Here is a 15,922-nt window from a genome sequence, read left to right as displayed (position 1 = left end):
GCCGTTGTCCGGCTTGTCCCCGCCTCGTTGCTGGACCTGCCGTTATGCGGCGCCGGGGCCGGCTGCTGGGCCGGTCAGGCGCGCCGGCCGCGAAAGTTCCCAGATGACACCCGGGCCGTCGGCCGTGTCCGCGTCGCCGTCCAGGTGCAGTCCGGCGACCTCGGTGATCCTCAGATCGGTCCAGGTCCCGGCGACACCGTCGCGGAAGACCTCGATGATGCCCGCGTCCCAGAAGAGCCGCAGGGGTCCGTCGAGTCCGGTGAACGCGCCCAGGTCGACGGTCGTTTCCGTCCCCTCGGGGGTACGCAGGGCGACGGCCCGCACGCCGTCGGCCGTCGCGGCGTCGAGTACCAGCTCCCCGGCGGTTCGGGCGGCGTCGAAGCGGGTCTCGCCGGTCGGCGGTACGGGGATCGAGGACAGCCGGAGCCGCGCGAGTTCGGCCGCCGGCGCGCTGTGCAGTCGGCCGTCGCGCACCGAGATCTCGCGCGGCAGGCTCATGAAGCCCACCGATGGGCCGGTGCGGCCGGCCGGGTCCTCGTGCGTGCGGATCCAGCCGAACTGGATGCGCCGGCCGTCCGCCGCCCAGTAGGACTGCGGTGCGTAGAAGCGGTCGCCGACGTCGACGACGCCGGCGTCGGTCACCTCGAAACCGGCGTCCGAGGCGGCGCCGGTCATCCACCAGACCTCGGGGCCCTCCTCGCCGTCCTCGTGGATGACCGAGACCAGCAGGGCGGCTGTGTCCTGAGTGGCGAAGTAGTCCGGGCACTCCCACACCCGGCCCGGGACCTTGGAGGCGGCCCGGTCCACGAAGACGCCGTCGTGGTCCCACGCGCGGAGGTCGGGCGAGGACAGCGCGAACACCGTGCCTCCCTGCTCGACGCGCCCGCCCGCTACTAGCTGCCTCCACCGTCCGTTCTCCCGCCAGACGCTGTGGTCGCGGAAGTCGGTGATGTCTGCGGCGGGCGGCGCCGCGACGAGAGGGTTCGCGGCGTCCTTGACGAAGCCCGACAGCGCGTCGTCGGCGGCGCGCGCGAGACACGGCAACTGCGCGTCGCCGAACACGCCCGTGTACAGGATCGAGACACCGCCGTCGTGTTCGACCGCACAGCCCGAGAAGCACGCCGTCGCGTCGTACGGCGCGGTCTTGGCAGGGCCGGGGAAGAGCGCCGTCTCGTGCTCGGTCCAGGTGAGCAGATCGGGAGAACTGGCATGGCCCCAGTGCTGGTTGGCGAACTCCGTACCGTCCGGGTTGTACTGGTAGAAGAGGTGGTGCCGCCCCTGCCAGTGGATCAGCCCGTTGGGGTCGTTCATCCAGCCCTTCGCGGGCGCGTAGTGGATCCATGCGGACATCTCGAATATTCCTCTCACAGCAGGTCAATCATTGTGAAAAACACTCGGGTCGACGAGTGCGGCGACCGGTTCTCGACGGCGGGGCCGTCTCGTACTCTTGCGGCGTGTCAACCCATGAAGATCACCGACCGAAGGCGGGCAGAGCGCGCCGGACCGATGTCGCGCGCCTGGCCGGCGTGTCGCCCGCGACCGTCTCCTTCGTGCTCAACCAGACGGCCGGACAGACGATCAGCGACGAGACCCGGCAGCGGGTCCTGCAGGCGGTCGCCGAACTCGACTACCGCCCCAACCGGGCCGCGCAGGGGCTGCGCCAGGGACGCAGCGCGACCATCGGCTTCGTCAGTCACGACACCGACTTCGGCGTGTTCGCCGCCTCCGCGATCAAGGGCGCGCACGAGGTGTCGATACGCCACGGCAACCTGCTGCTCCTGGTCAACACCGGCGGCTCGAACCGCCAGGCGGCGCACCTGGTCGGCGAGTTGCTCGACCGACAGGCCGACGCACTGATCTTCGCCGTGGCCGGTACCAGGTCGGTGGTGCTCCCGCCGGGCGCCGGACGGGTCCCGACGGTCCTGCTGAACTGCTTCGTCCCGGACGACTCCGTCCCGTCGATCGTGCCCGACGAGGAACGCGGCGGACGGGAGGCCACCCAGGCGCTCCTCGACCTCGGGCACCGGGACATCGCCTACCTCACCGGCACGGTCAGCGGCTGGGCCACGAAGGCCAGGCTGCGCGGTTTCCGCACGGCTCTGCGCGCGGCGGGACTCGACCCGAAGGACCACACCGTGCTGTCCGGCAACTACCACGCCGACTCCGGTTACGAGCTGGCGCGGACGCTGCTGCGGCGCGGCCCCCTGCCGACCGCGGTCATGTGCGGCAACGACCGGATGGCCGTCGGCGCGCTCCTGGCCCTGCTGGAGGCCGGGATCCGGGTGCCCGAGGACATGTCGGTCATGGGATACGACGACCAGTTCGAGCTCGCGGCGGAGATCCACCCGGCGCTGAGCACCGTACGGCTGCCGTACGACGCGATGGGCCGGCTCGCCGCCGAACAGCTGGCCGCCGCCGACGACCCGGCTCTGCGGACCGGCCGCACCCTGGTCCACTGTCCGCTCGTGATGCGTGACTCCACGACGGCTCCGGCCGGGCGCTGAGCCGGGCGCCGGGCCGGGCAGGGCCCGCAGACACGTACGGACATCCACTGATAACTCCCTTGTAACGACTTCTTGACGCGAGAAACGGGTGAGGACTAGCTTTCGCCCACTAACCCGAATTAGTAACCCGCCGCAGATGCTCGGCGCAAGACCCGCCCCCCGGCGGGCGAGGTCACCTCAGTCGCGAGATGCCGGCCCCGGTGGGGTCGGTCGCCGTCCAAGGAGGAAACACATGCCCACACGGAAGCTGGTTCTCGGCGTGAGCACGCTGAGCGCCCTTTCGCTGCTTGCCACCGGTTGCTCGTCCGGCTCCGGCAGCAGCGCCGGTGGCACGAACACCGTCACGATCTGGACGAGCATGGACCAGCCGATCATCGACGGCCTCAAGGCCAAGCTCGCTCCCGAGGCCAAGGCCGAGGGCCTCACCGTCGAGTGGCGCAAGGTCGACAACCTCAACCAGCTGATCGTGCAGAAGGTGCAGGCCGACGACGCACCGGACATCGCGCTCCTGCCGCAGCCGGGCATCATCAAGGACCTCGCGGCCAAGGGCAAGGTCACCGCACTCGACGACGTCCTGGATCTCCCGGCGCTGCAGAAGAGCATGACGGCGGGCACGCTGGACGTCGCCAAGGTCAACGGCAAGACCTACGGCCTGATGGTCAGCATGAACGTCAAGGGCCTGGTCTTCTACCCCAGGAAGGCGTTCGAGGCCGCCGGGTACACCGCGCCGGCGACTCTCGCCGAACTCGACACCCTCACGGCGAAGATCAAGGCGGACGGGAAGACGCCCTGGTGTCTGGGCATCGAGTCCGGCACGGGTACCGGCTGGCCGATGACGGACTGGTTCGAGAACCTGGTCCTGAAGTACGGCGGCATCGACAAGTACGACGAGTGGATCTCACACAAGATCAAGTTCGATTCCCCGCTGGTCCGCCAGGCCGCCGGCCAGTTCGGGAAGATCGCCTTCACGGACGGCAACGTGCTCGGCGGGCGCAAGTCGATCGCCAGCAACGCCTTCGGCACCGCCGGCAACGCGATGTTCAACAGCAAGCCGGGCTGCTACATGTACCAGCAGGGCAGCTTCATCACCGGCTTCTTTCCCAAGAGCGTCCAGAAGAATTTGGACACCGAGGTCGGCGTCTTCGGCCTGCCCCCGGTGACGGCCGGCGGTGACAACCCCGTCGAGGGCGGCGGCGACACCGCCTCCATCTACCAGGACAGTCCCGCCGCCCGCAAGGTCATGAAGCTGCTCGCGGCCACCGACTTCGGCACCACCGCGGCGGGCAACGGCTCCTCCTTCATCTCGCCGCACAAGGACTTCCCGCTCAGCGGCTACCCGCTGAAGACCACCCAGTCGATCGCCAAGATCGCCTACGACTCCACCGGCTTCGCGTTCGACGCCTCCGACTCCATGCCGACCGCCGTCGGCACCGGCACCTTCTGGAAGGACATGACCGCCTGGGTCGCCGGTGAGGAGTCCTTGGACACCGCGCTGAAGAACATCGACGCGAGCTGGCCGGCCGGCTGACCACGAGGCGGGCTGCCGAGGACGGGCCGGGCGCCAACCTGCCCGCCCCTCGGCAGCCGCCGCACAGACCCGACATCACCAGCGTTCGAGGAAGGGAACTGCCGTGGTCAGCCAAGTACTCTCGACGGCGCTCACGGTGCTGGCGGGCGTAGCCGCCGCACTGGCCGTCTACTGGGTGCTCAACAAACTCGCCGAAGCCCTGCCGGGCCGGTGGGAGAACCGGATCAAGCCCTACTTCTACATCGCGCCGGCGGTCGCGGCGATCGGGGTCTATCTCGTCTACCCCACGGTCGTCACCGTCGTCGACAGCCTCAGGAACGGCGACGGCTCACGCTTCGTCGGCCTCGACAACTTCGGCGACCTCCTCTCGACACCGGCGTTCCGGCAGACCCTGCTCAACTCGGTGCTGTGGATCGCTCTCGTCCCCGCCGCCTGCATCGTGGTGGGTCTGCTCGTCGCCGCGCTCACCGACCGCCTGTCTCCCAGGGCGGAGACCGCGGCCAAGACCATCATCTTCATGCCGATGGCCATCAGCGCCGTCGGCTCCGCCACGGTCTGGCGCTTCATGTACGCCACCCAGCCCGCCGGCACACCGCAGACCGGTCTGCTCAACGGCATCGTCACCGCCTTCGGCCACGATCCCGTCCCCTGGCTCCAGCAGAGCACCCTGCACGCCAACAGCATGCTGCTCATGGTCATGCTGCTGTGGGGACAGGCAGGTTTCTCCATGGTGCTGCTCTCCGCGGCCATCAAGGGCGTCCCGGCCGAGACCCTGGAGGCGGCCCGCCTGGACGGCGCGGGAGAGATGCGGATCTTCCGGCGGATCATCGTCCCGCAGATCAGAGGAACACTGATCACGGTCTTCGTCACCGTCCTCATCACGGTCATGAAGATCTTCGACGTGATCTACGTGATGACCAACGGGTCCTTCAACACCAACGTGGTCGGCCTGGAGTTCTTCAACCAGCTCTACACCAACTACAACTACGGCTACGCCTCGGCGATCGTCGTGATGCTGCTCGTCGCCATCGTCCCGATCATGATCTACCAGATTCGCCACTTCAGGGCGGAGGAGTCGGCATGACCACCCACACCACCCGCCTCACCGGGAAGACCGCCCCGGGGGCAGCGCACCGTGGCCGGCTGCCGGTCAGGCTGAGCGTGCTGTTCGTCTGCGCCCTGTGGATCGTGCCCACGCTCGGGGTGGTCCTCACCTCCTTCCGCAGCGTCGACGACGCCAACTCCAGCGGCTGGTGGACCCTGTTCGCCCACCCCGGCGGATTCACCCACCTGACCACCGGCAACTACGGCAAGGCCGTCGATCAGGCGGACCTCGGCCACGCCTTCCTGAACAGCGTGGCGATCACTCTCCCCGCGGTCTTCCTGCCGTTGCTCATCGCCGCGTTCGCCGCCTACGCCTTCACCTTCATGACGTTCCCCGGGCGCGACACCCTCTTCATCGTCATCGTGAGCCTGCTGGTCGTACCGAACTACGTCGCCTTCGTCCCGATCATCAAGCTCTACGCCTCCGTCCACCTCAACGGCACCTACCCCGCCGCCTGGCTCGCGCACATCGGCTTCGGCATGTCGCTGGCCGTGTACATCCTGCGCAACTACATGGCGACCCTGCCCAAGGACGTCATCGAGTCCGCCAAGATCGACGGCGCCAGTCACTTCCAGACCTTCTACCGGCTCATCCTGCCGATGTCGGCCCCCGCCCTGGCCTCCTTCGCGATCTTCCAGTTCCTCTGGGTCTGGAACGACCTCCTGGTCGCCCTGATCTTCGTAGGCCCCGGAGACAAGCAGGCGATCACCGTCGCCACCAACAGCCTGCTCGGACAGCAGGGCACCGGCTGGGAACTCGTGACGGCAGGCGGCCTGTTCTCCATGCTCGTACCGATCCTGGTCTTCCTGACCCTCCAGCGGTACTTCGTCCGCGGCCTCACCAGCGGAGCCGTCAAGGGCTGACCCCGGCCGTCGCCCCGGCCCCGAACTCACCGCGCCCGGACTCGGCGCTCGTCAGCTCCCCCGTACACACGACACACGCCCAGGCGGGAACCCAGCCGTATGAGCAACACAGACGACTCCTGGTGGCGCTCCGCCGTGATCTACCAGGTCTACATCCGCAGTTTCGCCGACGCCGACGGCGACGGGACCGGCGACATCGCCGGTCTCCGCTCCCGGCTGCACCACCTGTCCGACCTCGGTGTCGACGCGATCTGGATCAACCCCTGGTATCCGTCCCCGCTCGCGGACGGCGGCTACGACGTCTCCGACTACCGGGACATCCACCCCGCCTTCGGCACCCTCGACGAGGCCCGGCAGCTGATCGCCGAGGCGCACCGACTCGGCCTGCGCGTGCTCCTGGACATCGTCCCCAACCACACCTCCGACCAGCACGCCTGGTTCCAGCAGGCACTGTCCGCGGACCCCGGCTCCCAGGAGCGCGCACGCTACATCTTCCGCGACGGCAAGGGCGAGGACGGCTCGCTGCCTCCCAACGACTGGCACGCGGCCTTCGGCGGCCCCGCCTGGACCCGTACCCCCGACGGCCAGTGGTACCTGCACCTCTTCGCCCCCGAACAGCCCGACCTGAACTGGCGACACCCCGAGGTCCGCTCCGAGTTCGAGTCGATCCTGCGCTTCTGGTTCGACCTCGGCGTCGACGGCTTCCGCATCGACGTCGCCCACGGCATGGACAAGGACCCCGGACTCCCCGACCTCGGCCTCACCGAGTTCTCCGTCATGACCGCGGAAGGCCAGAACGACCACCCCCACTGGGACCGCGAAGGCGTCCACGACATCTTCCGCAGCTGGCGCACCGTCGCCGACAGCTATCCCCGACGCCGTGTCTTCGTGGCCGAGGCGCACGTCCGCCCGGGCCGCCTCACCGACTACCTGCGGCCGGACGAACTGCACACCGCCTTCAACTTCGACTTCCTACGATGCCCTCCGGAAGCGGAAAGGCTGCGCGAGGTCATCGACCGCACCCTCACCGACCTCGCCACCGCCGGAGCACCCGCCACGTGGGTGTTGTCCAACCACGACGAGCCCCGCCACGTCACACGCTACGGCCGCACGAACACCGCGTCGGCGATGCCACCGCGCGACCGGATCCAACCGTTCGACCTGGCCCTCGGCACGCGCCGCGCCCGCGCGGCAGTCCTGCTCATGCTCGCCCTCCCCGGCGGCGCCTACATCTACCAGGGCGAGGAACTGGGCCTCCCCGAAGTCGAGGACCTCCCCGAAGAAGCCCTCCAGGACCCCACCTGGGAACGCTCCGGCCACACCGTCCGCGGCCGTGACGGCTGCCGCGTCCCCCTGCCCTGGACCGGCGACACCCCGCCCTTCGGCTTCGGCCCACCCGGATCCACCCCCTGGCTCCCCCAGCCCGCCGACTGGCGGTCCCGCACCGCCGAAGCCAACCAGTCCGACCCCACCTCCATGCTCCACCTCTACCGCGACGCCCTGCGCCTTCGCCGCGTCGACCAGAACCTCCGGGGAGAGGAGTTCCGCTGGCTCGACAGCCCACCCGGCACACTCCTCTTCGAACGGGGCAACGGTCTGCGGTGCGCGGTCAACCTCTCCGACCGGCACTTCCCGCTCCCCGGCGGTCGCGACCCTCTCCTCACCTCAGGACCACTGGGCGCCGACGGATCGCTGCCTCCGAACACCAGTGCCTGGCTGCACCGCATGTGACCACGCACGGCGAGCGCCCCCGGCCGACACCGGCCCGTGCTCCTGCTCCGCCCGTTACCGCCAGTGTCCTGCCGGTGCCGACCCGCGTCGCACCGGCAAGGGCAGGCCGGCGCTCGCGACTACGGCCGACGCCGTCCCGCCGTCAGCACGTGGCCGCTCGCGCCGAGCAGCGACGGTTCGGACTCGATGCGGCGGGTCGCGGACATGACGGCCTCGCGGCGTTCCGGGTCGTCCAGCCACTCCTCGACGCCGCCCATCAGCCAGGCGACGCCCTCCAGCCCGTACTGGCCTTCCGGGACGAGTCCCGCCTCGCCGAACTCGGCCGGTACCTCGGTCGGTTCGGCGAGGTAGGCGGTGGTGAACGTGCCGTGGTCCGTGCCGTGCCTGCCGTGGGTGCTGACGTCGTCGGTACGGGCCCGGTGCGCCGGATCGAAGTAGAGCCCCTGCCGCAGCAGTCCGTGCAGCGCGGTATGGCGGTTGATGGTGGCCGCGACGACCAGCCCCCCGGGCCGGACGACCCGCAGCGCCTCCTCCAACGCCCTTACTCGGTCCGGCCGTTCGGGCAGGTGGTAGAGCGGGCCCAGCAGCAGTACCGCGTCGTACGAGGCGTCGTCCGCGGGCAGCGCACGGGCGTCCCCGAGCCGGGCCGTGACACCGGGTTGCCGCCCCGCCTGCTCCACGTGCAGCGGCACGGGATCGACGAGCTCGACCTCGTACCCGTCCCGCGCCAGCCACTCCGCGTGCACTCCGCTGCCCCCGCCGACGTCCAGCACACGCGCGGGAGCCTCGGGCAGCAGCCGCCGGAGTACGTCCTGGGTCCGCCAGAACTCCAGCCGGCCGGACCCCTGCCGGATACGGGCGTCTTCGTCGCCGCGCGCGTAGTAGGCGAGGATCTCCTCGCGCACGGCGGGGAGTTCGGGGGACGCGTTCTCTGTGACGGCCGATGAGGAAGACATACGGCAAGGCTCCGGACGGGGCCGGAGCGGCGCAAGCGGTTAACGGCGCCCAGGGCCAGTTGATCCGTATCGTCACTTGTGAGGCCTTTGCCGCGATTGGCATCATTGGCAGCCAACTGGGCACTATCGCCGTCGATTTGCGTATTCCGACGGACAGTACGGGCGGCCGACCAGGAAAGGCAGTCATCGCACAGCCACGGAGCGAGTTCTTACTTCCGCCCCACAGACAGGCATGTGACACTGGCGTCCCGTCCGGAGTGCGGACCCCCTCCGCACCGACCCCCACGAGAAGTGCGCCTTGAGCCTTCCCCTGCCGCTCGCACTCACCACCCGCCTGGCGCCGGTCGCCGTGCTCGCCACGGCCGGCTGGGCACTGTCCTCGGGCCCGCTCGCCCCCGCCCCGGCCGCCGACACCCACGACTCGGCCACCAAGGGCGCCTCCGCGTCGCCCACCGCGCCCTCGACCTCGGCGGCGACGAAGACGTTCACCGCCGCGCCCGCGCCCTGCTCGGCCGTGAAGCCCGGGACGATCAAGTCCCTTGTCCCGGGCGCCAAGGCGGCCGGCAAGGAGATCCCGTCGACCGACGCGGAGGCCCGCCGCACCTGCTCCTGGAACGCGCTCAAGGAGTACGACTACCGCTGGCTCGACGTGTCGTTCGAGCTGTCCGACACGGACGCGGCGGCGGAGAAGACGTACAAGGAGCGCCTGACGGAGAAGAGCGGCGGCGGAGTGGTGCCGGGTCTCGGTGACGAGGCCTATTCCGTCGTGAACCTGAGCACCGAGGACAAGCAGCAGACCCGCGAGGGTGTGGTCCTGGTCCGCGCGTCGAACGCGCTGGTGGTGATCACGTACAACGGCAGTGACTTCGAGTCGAAGAAGGCACCCAGCACGGATGTGATCAACAAGGGCGCCATCAAGGCCGCCCGGGACGCGGTGGCAGCACTGGAGGGCACCCGGTAGAACCGGCTGCCCTCCGTCGCAGGCCATGTCGTGACGTCACACCATCACGTCACGGGGTCACGTCACGGTTACGGGATCAGACCTTCGTCTCCTCCCGCGTCCCGCTCCTGCCCTGGCCGGTCGCCAGCATCAGCGCCAGGTAGAGCACCATCGATGTGCCCAGGCCCACCGCCCAGCCGTAGTCGGCCAGTGAGGACAAAGCCGGGATGGGCCGCCCGTCGATCAGCGGCGCGAAGTTGGCTCCGCCGACGGCCAGCACACCGCCGACCAGGAAGGCGACGACCGCACGCCAGTTCCAGCCGTTGTCGTACCAGTACCGTCCGCCCGCCCGGTACAGGTCGGCGAGGTCGAGCTTCCCGCGGCGCAGGATCCAGTAGTCGGCGATGAGGATGCCGGCGACCGTGCCGAGGAGACCGCCGACCAGCCCGAGCCAGGTGAAGATGTAGCCCTGGGGGTCGGAGTACAGCTTCCACGGGAAGATCAGTACGCCGAGGACGCAGGTGGCCAGCGCGCCGGCCCGGAAGCTGATCTTGCGGGGCGCGATGTTGGAGAAGTCGAAGGCCGGCGAGACCAGGTTGGCCGCGACGTTCACGGAGAGGGTCGCCACCAGCACGGTGACCAGGGCGAACAGCAGCCCGAAGACGTTGTCGGTCTTGGCGGCGAGCTGGACCGGGTCCCAGATGGCCTCGCCGTACACGGCCTGCGAGCCCGAGGTGACCATGACGGACAGGAACGCGAACAGCGTCATGGTGGTCGGCAGACCGAGTGCCTGTCCCCACGTCTGGGCCTTCTGGCTCTTGCCGTAGCGGGTGAAGTCCGGGATGTTCAGGGACAGCGTGGACCAGAAGCCGATCATGCCCATGAGGGCGGGCGCGAAGATCTTCCAGAAGTCCGCGCCGTAGCCCAGCTTGGAGGGCTGGTCGAGCAGCGGACCGAAGCCGCCGGCCTTGTCGGCCATCCACCACAGCATCACACCGGCGCCGAGGAGCACGAAGGGCGCGGCCCAGTTCTCGAACCGGCGGATGGTCTCCATGCCCCGGTAGATGATGGCGACCTGGATCGCCCAGAAGATGGCGAAGGACAGCCACATCGTCCAGGCGTATCCGCCGATGTGCGAGGCGTTCGCCCAGCTGTCCCCGATGAGCTTCCCGGCGAGGAAGTAGATCGCCTCGCCGCCGATCCACGTCTGGATGCCGAACCAGCCGCACGCCACCAACGCCCGTACGACGGCGGGGAGGTTGGCGCCGCGCACCCCGAAGGAGGCTCGGGCGAAGACGGGGAAGGGGATGCCGTACTTCGGCCCGGCGTGCCCGGTGAGCAGCATCGGGACGAGCACGATCACGTTCGCCAGGGCGATCGTGAGCACGGCCTGCTTCCAGTCCATGCCTACGGCGATCAGGCCCGAAGCGAGGGTCCAGGAGGCCGTGTTGTGGGCCATGCCCACCCAGAGAGCCGAGAAGTTGTACGTGTTCCAGGTGCGCTTCTCGACCGGAACCGGCAGCAGGTCCTCGTTGGCGTACGGCCCGCTGGGCACGGGTGCGTCGGGGGAGATCTCCACCCGGCCGTCGGGGAGGGTGAGTTGGGAGGACAGCGGTATGGCCGTGGGAGCGGTGTCGGTCATGGGCAGGCCAATCAAAGAGGTGGGTCGGGAAAGGCCGTGCGGGTGGCGCGTTGGGGGATGCGCTCAGGACAGCCGGAGATGTCCTGACCCCCTCCCCGGCTACCTGAACGCCGGGGAGAGGGAGATTTTGGGGACGTAACACGGCAGCCGGTGTACGTCAGGCGTTGACGGCCGGGATGACCGTCGAGCCGTAGGCGTCGATGACGGCTTCCTGGGCGTCGTGCATGTCGTAGACGGCGAACTGGTCGACGCCGAGCTCACGCAGCTTGTTGAGCTTCTCGATGTGCATCTCGGGGGTGCCGACGACGCAGAACCGGTCGACGATCTCGTCCGGCACGAACTGGGTGTCGGGGTTGTCGGCCCGTCCGTGGTGGGAGTAGTCGTAGCCCTCGCGGGCCTTGATGTAGTCGGTGAGTTCCTCGGGTACGGCGGCGGAGTGTTCGCCGTACTTCGACACCAGGTCGGCGACGTGGTTGCCGACCATCCCGCCGAACCAGCGGCACTGGTCGCGGGCGTGGGCGAGCGCCTCGGGCGAGTCGTCCTCGGTGATGTACGCGGGCGCGGCGACGCAGATCTTCACCGCGGACGGGTCACGTCCGGCGGCGACGGCCGCGTCCTTGACGGCCTTGACCATGTACTCGGTCAGATAGAGGTCGGAGAGCTGGAGGATGAACCCGTCCGCCTCCTCGCCGGTCATCTTGAGCGCCTTGGGGCCGTACGCGGCCATCCAGACGGGGAGTTCGGCGCCCGGCCTCACCCACGGGAACTTGACCACCGCACCGCCGAGGTCGGCCTCCTCGCCCCGGCCGAGCGAGCGGATGACCTTCATCGCGCCGCTGATCCGGGCCAGGGTGTTGGGGGTGCGGCCGGCGACACGCATCGCGGAGTCGCCGCGGCCGATGCCGCACACCGTGCGGTTGCCGAACATGTCGTTGAGGGTGGCGAAGGTGGAGGCGGTGACCTCCCAGGTGCGGGTGCCCGGGTTGGTGACCATCGGTCCGACCGTCAACTTCTCGGTGCTGGAGAGGATCTGACTGTAGATCACGAACGGTTCCTGCCACAGCACGGCGGAGTCGAAGGTCCAGCCGTACGTGAAGCCGTTGCCCTCGGCGCGCTGCATCAGCTCGATGACACGCGAGGCCGGCGGGTCGGTCTGCAGGACGAGGCCGAAGTCCATGTGCGCTGCTCCTAGTTCAGATCAGGTACTGACAGGTGGAGCGGGGGGTGTAGACGCCGTGACCCGCGCGCCCGGTGAACTCCCGCTCGGTGATGACGAGTTCGCCGCGCGAGAGGACGGTCTCGACGCGGCCGGTGAGCCGCTTGCCCTCGTACGCCGAGTAGTCGACGTTCATGTGGTGGGTGGCGGCGGAGACGGTCTGCTCGGCGTGCGGGTCGTAGATGACGACGTCGGCGTCGGCGCCCGGGGCGATGGTGCCCTTCTTCGGGTAGAGGCCGAACATCCGGGCCGGGGTGGCGCAGGCGATCTCGATCCAGCGGCGGCGGCTGATGTGCCCGTCGACGACGCCCTGGTGGAGGAGGTCCATGCGGTTCTCGACGCCCGGGAGCCCGTTGGGGATCTTCGAGAAGTCGCCGCGCCCCAGCTCCTTCTGGCCCTCGAAGCAGAACGGGCAGTGGTCCGTGGAGACGACCTGGAGGTCGTTGGTCCTGAGGCCCCGCCACAGTGCGGCCTGGTGGTCCTTGGGGCGAAGGGGCGTGCTGCACACGTACTTCGCGCCCTCGAAGTCCGGCTCGGCGAGGTTGTCGGTCGACAGGAACAGGTACTGCGGGCAGGTCTCGCCGAAGACGTTGAGCCCCTCGTCACGCGCCCGTGCCAGCTCGGCGACCGCCTCCTGCGCCGAGACGTGGACGACGTACAGCGGGGCGCCGGCGACCTGTGCGAGCTTGATGGCGCGGTGGGTGGCCTCGGCTTCGAGGAGGGCCTTGCGGACCTCGCCGTGGTAGCGGGGGTCGGTCTCGCCCCGGGCGAGCGCCTGTTCGACGAGGACGTCGATCGCGATGCCGTTCTCGGCGTGCATCATGATCAGTCCGCCGTTCTCGGCGGAGCGCTGCATGGCGCGCAGGATCTGGCCGTCGTCGCTGTAGAAGACGCCCGGGTAGGCCATGAACTGCTTGAAGGAGGTGACGCCCTCCTCGACCAGCAGGTCCATCTCCTTGAGCGTGTCGGCGTTCACATCGGAGACGATCATGTGGAAGCCGTAGTCGATGGCGCAGTTGCCGTCGGCCTTGGCGTTCCAGGTGTCGAGTCCGTCGCGGAGCGACTGGCCGACGCTCTGCACGGCGAAGTCGATGATCGTGGTCGTACCGCCCCAGGCGGCGGCCCGGGTGCCGGTCTCGAAGGTGTCGGAGGCGGCCGTACCGCCGAACGGCAGTTCCATGTGGGTGTGCGCGTCGACGCCGCCGGGGATGACGTACTTCCCGGTGGCGTCTATGGTCCGCTCGGCCGTCCAGGCCTCGGCGGTTGCGCTGCCGCTGGTGGCGAGGGCGGCGATGCGGCCGTCCTCGATGAGGACGTCGGCGTGGAGTTCGTCGGACGCGGTGATGACTAGTCCGCCTCGGATGACGGTACGGCCGGTCATTTGGTCACGCTCCGTTCGGTTGTCGCGAAGGTGCCGGTTGGATGTGGCTGGTCGCGCAGTTCCCCGCGCCCCTGAAAGCGGGGCGCGGGTGTGAGCGTCTGCTGGCTATGGAGCCGTCAGGGGGCCGTACGCGTCCGGGCGGCGGTCGCGGAAGAACTGCCAGCGGTCGCGGACCTCGCGCATCTTGGCCAGGTCCAGGTCGCGGACGACGAGTTCGGTCTCCTTGTCGCTGGCCACCTCGCCGACGAACTGCGCCTCCGGGTCCACGAAGTACGAGGTCCCGTAGAAGTCGTTGTCGCCCAGTTCCTCGACGCCGACCCGGTTGATCGCGCCGACGAAGTACTCGTTGGCGACGGCCGCCGCCGGCTGCTCCAGCTGCCACAGGTAGGAGGACAGACCGCGCGAGGTGGCCGACGGGTTGAAGACGATCTCGGCGCCTTCGAGGCCCAGCGCACGCCAGCCCTCCGGGAAGTGCCGGTCGTAGCAGATGTAGACGCCGATCTTGCCCACGGCGGTGTCGAAGACGGGCCAGCCGGCGTTGCCCGGGCGGAAGTAGAACTTCTCCCAGAAGCCCGCGACCTGCGGAATGTGGTGCTTGCGGTACTTGCCGAGGTACGAGCCGTCGGCGTCGATCACGGCGGCCGTGTTGTAGAGGACGCCGGGCTGCTCCTCCTCGTACATCGGCAGGACGAGGACGATGCCCAGTTCCTTGGCGAGTGCCTGGAAGCGCTTGACGATCGGGCCGTCCGGGATCTGCTCGGCGTACTCGTAGAACGCCTTGTCCTGCACCTGGCAGAAGTAGGGGCCGTAGAACAGCTCCTGGAAGCACATGACTTGAGCACCCTGCGCCGCGGCGTCGCGGACCGCCTGCTCGTGGACCTGGATCATCGACTCCTTGTCGCCCGTCCAGGCAGTCTGGAAAATGGCGGCGCGAATCACCCTGCTCATCGGGACCTCCGGTCACTCGGTGTACGGCGAGCCTAGGAAGCCCGGAGATCGGGTTTGAGTTGCACGGTGTCACGCCTGCGAGCGTTCGGCGTTCCACGGTGTCACCCTGATTTCGGCCCATGTTTCACCACTGTTTTCCCGGGTCCTGTGATGTTTCGGAGCGGTAAGACGGCGCACTGGTGAGTGCGGTCAACGACCTTGCTGGGCGTCGTGCGCGAGAAGCGCTATGTGCACGGAGGCGGCCTGCTCGAAGTCGTCGAGATCGAGCCCGAGCCGCGTCTCTATCGCCTCCAGCCGCCGGTAGAGCGCGGGCCGCGAGACATGGTGCAGTTGCGCCGTACGTGACTTGTTGCGCCCGGTGGCGAGATAGGTCCGCAGCACGGGCAGCAGTTCGGACTCGCCCTCGGCCCCGCACAGCAGTCCGTCCAGCTCCCGCTCCGCGAACGCCTGCACGTGCGGATCGTCCCGCAGCAGCCGGACCAGCCCGCGCAGTCGTACGTCCCTCAGGTGCACCAGCACCGGCAGGTCCTGCCCCGCCGGGGTGTCCGCGACGGCCGCGGCGACGTGCAGTGCCTCGCGCAGTCCCGTGGGTACGTCGTCCCAGTTGGCGAGCGCCTCGGCGGCGGCCACGACCGTCCGGCCCCCGCCGGTCTCGGTGCGCAGCCGGAGCGCGAAGTGCGCGGCCAGCGCTTTGGCGTCCTGGTCCCGGGCGAGGCTCAGCAGGACTGCGGTGGCGTCGTCGGCGAGCTCGGCGACCAGCCCCGGCAGCCCCAACAGCCTTAGTACGCGGTCGAGTTCGGCGGGGTCACCGTCCCGTACGACGAGCGGCACGAAGGTCCGCCGGTTGACGGGCAGCCCGGCGGCACGCGCCCGTGGCAGCAGTTGCCGGGCCGGTACGACGCCGCTCACCAGGTCCGTCAGCAGGCTCTGGGCGGACTGCTCCTCCCAGGTGTGCACGGAGCCCCCGAGCATGCGGTGCAGGACGAGAGCCTCGGCGGCCCGGTCGGCCAGGAGCCGTCCGGTGGCGGTGTCACCCCGGTAGCCGCAGAGCACGATCCGCCCCCAGCGTTCCCCGCGCCCGCCCAGCTCGGCCCGGATCCAGCCGTCG

13 protein-coding genes are annotated in these 15,922 nt (G+C 69.2%); 6 read left to right on the top strand and 7 right to left on the bottom strand.

Going from position 1 to position 15,922, the window contains the following annotated elements:
- Positions 1 to 42 precede the first annotated feature (42 nt).
- Positions 43 to 1,350, bottom strand: a complete 1,308-nt coding sequence (locus STRTUCAR8_RS28910; protein WP_006379651.1) for a glycoside hydrolase family 32 protein — start codon at positions 1,348 to 1,350, stop codon at positions 43 to 45.
- A gap of 104 nt (positions 1,351 to 1,454) precedes the next feature.
- Between STRTUCAR8_RS28910 and STRTUCAR8_RS28905 the strand changes: the two genes are divergently transcribed.
- From STRTUCAR8_RS28905 to STRTUCAR8_RS28885, 5 genes are all read left to right on the top strand, one after another.
- The gene (locus STRTUCAR8_RS28905; RefSeq protein WP_044473071.1) at positions 1,455 to 2,504 is read left to right on the top strand and encodes a LacI family DNA-binding transcriptional regulator; all 1,050 of its coding nucleotides are present in this window, start codon (positions 1,455 to 1,457) and stop codon (positions 2,502 to 2,504) included.
- A 232-nt stretch (positions 2,505 to 2,736) separates the two neighbouring features.
- Positions 2,737 to 4,032 (top strand): ABC transporter substrate-binding protein, encoded by a 1,296-nt coding sequence (locus STRTUCAR8_RS28900; RefSeq protein ID WP_006379648.1) that lies wholly within the window; start codon positions 2,737 to 2,739, stop codon positions 4,030 to 4,032.
- A 103-nt stretch (positions 4,033 to 4,135) separates the two neighbouring features.
- Positions 4,136 to 5,116, top strand: coding sequence for a carbohydrate ABC transporter permease (locus STRTUCAR8_RS28895; protein ID WP_006379656.1), 981 nt, complete (start codon positions 4,136 to 4,138; stop codon positions 5,114 to 5,116).
- On the top strand, positions 5,113 to 6,000 hold the full coding sequence (locus STRTUCAR8_RS28890) for a carbohydrate ABC transporter permease (RefSeq protein WP_006379654.1): 888 nt from the start codon (positions 5,113 to 5,115) through the stop codon (positions 5,998 to 6,000). Before STRTUCAR8_RS28895 ends, STRTUCAR8_RS28890 begins: the two co-directional genes overlap by 4 nt.
- 99 nt (positions 6,001 to 6,099) lie before the next feature.
- Positions 6,100 to 7,731 carry a glycoside hydrolase family 13 protein gene (locus STRTUCAR8_RS28885; protein ID WP_006379642.1) on the top strand — a complete coding sequence of 544 codons (1,632 nt, stop codon included), beginning with the start codon at positions 6,100 to 6,102 and terminating at the stop codon, positions 7,729 to 7,731.
- Between the two features lie 119 nt (positions 7,732 to 7,850).
- Here the strand turns inward: STRTUCAR8_RS28885 and STRTUCAR8_RS28880 are convergent, their stop codons facing one another.
- Complete coding sequence (locus STRTUCAR8_RS28880; protein ID WP_006379641.1) at positions 7,851 to 8,687, bottom strand: class I SAM-dependent methyltransferase; 837 nt, start codon at positions 8,685 to 8,687, stop codon at positions 7,851 to 7,853.
- A 298-nt stretch (positions 8,688 to 8,985) separates the two neighbouring features.
- Here STRTUCAR8_RS28880 and STRTUCAR8_RS28875 point away from each other — a divergent pair, with 298 nt between their 5' ends.
- The gene (locus STRTUCAR8_RS28875) at positions 8,986 to 9,648 is read left to right on the top strand and encodes a hypothetical protein (RefSeq protein ID WP_006379631.1); all 663 of its coding nucleotides are present in this window, start codon (positions 8,986 to 8,988) and stop codon (positions 9,646 to 9,648) included.
- A gap of 76 nt (positions 9,649 to 9,724) precedes the next feature.
- Here STRTUCAR8_RS28875 and STRTUCAR8_RS28870 read toward each other — a convergent pair whose 3' ends face one another.
- The 5 genes from STRTUCAR8_RS28870 to STRTUCAR8_RS28850 form a co-directional block, all read right to left on the bottom strand.
- Entirely contained in the window at positions 9,725 to 11,269 is a 1,545-nt protein-coding gene (locus tag STRTUCAR8_RS28870; RefSeq protein ID WP_006379653.1) for an NCS1 family nucleobase:cation symporter-1, read from the bottom strand.
- A 157-nt stretch (positions 11,270 to 11,426) separates the two neighbouring features.
- A complete protein-coding gene (locus STRTUCAR8_RS28865) occupies positions 11,427 to 12,446 on the bottom strand; it encodes a TIGR03842 family LLM class F420-dependent oxidoreductase (protein WP_006379639.1) in 1,020 nt (339 codons plus the stop codon).
- A gap of 16 nt (positions 12,447 to 12,462) precedes the next feature.
- On the bottom strand, positions 12,463 to 13,866 hold the full coding sequence (gene hydA, locus STRTUCAR8_RS28860; protein ID WP_006379661.1) for a dihydropyrimidinase: 1,404 nt from the start codon (positions 13,864 to 13,866) through the stop codon (positions 12,463 to 12,465).
- A 105-nt stretch (positions 13,867 to 13,971) separates the two neighbouring features.
- Complete coding sequence (locus tag STRTUCAR8_RS28855) at positions 13,972 to 14,814, bottom strand: nitrilase-related carbon-nitrogen hydrolase (RefSeq protein WP_044473070.1); 843 nt, start codon at positions 14,812 to 14,814, stop codon at positions 13,972 to 13,974.
- 189 nt (positions 14,815 to 15,003) lie between these two features.
- Positions 15,004 to 15,922, bottom strand: a 919-nt coding sequence (locus STRTUCAR8_RS28850; protein ID WP_006379634.1) for a PucR family transcriptional regulator, incomplete at its 5' end; no start/stop codon positions are given.

The organism is Streptomyces turgidiscabies Car8 (assembly GCF_000331005.1).
In the GTDB taxonomy this organism is placed as follows: domain Bacteria; phylum Actinomycetota; class Actinomycetes; order Streptomycetales; family Streptomycetaceae; genus Streptomyces; species Streptomyces turgidiscabies.
This window is presented reverse-complemented; position numbering and strand designations above follow the sequence as displayed.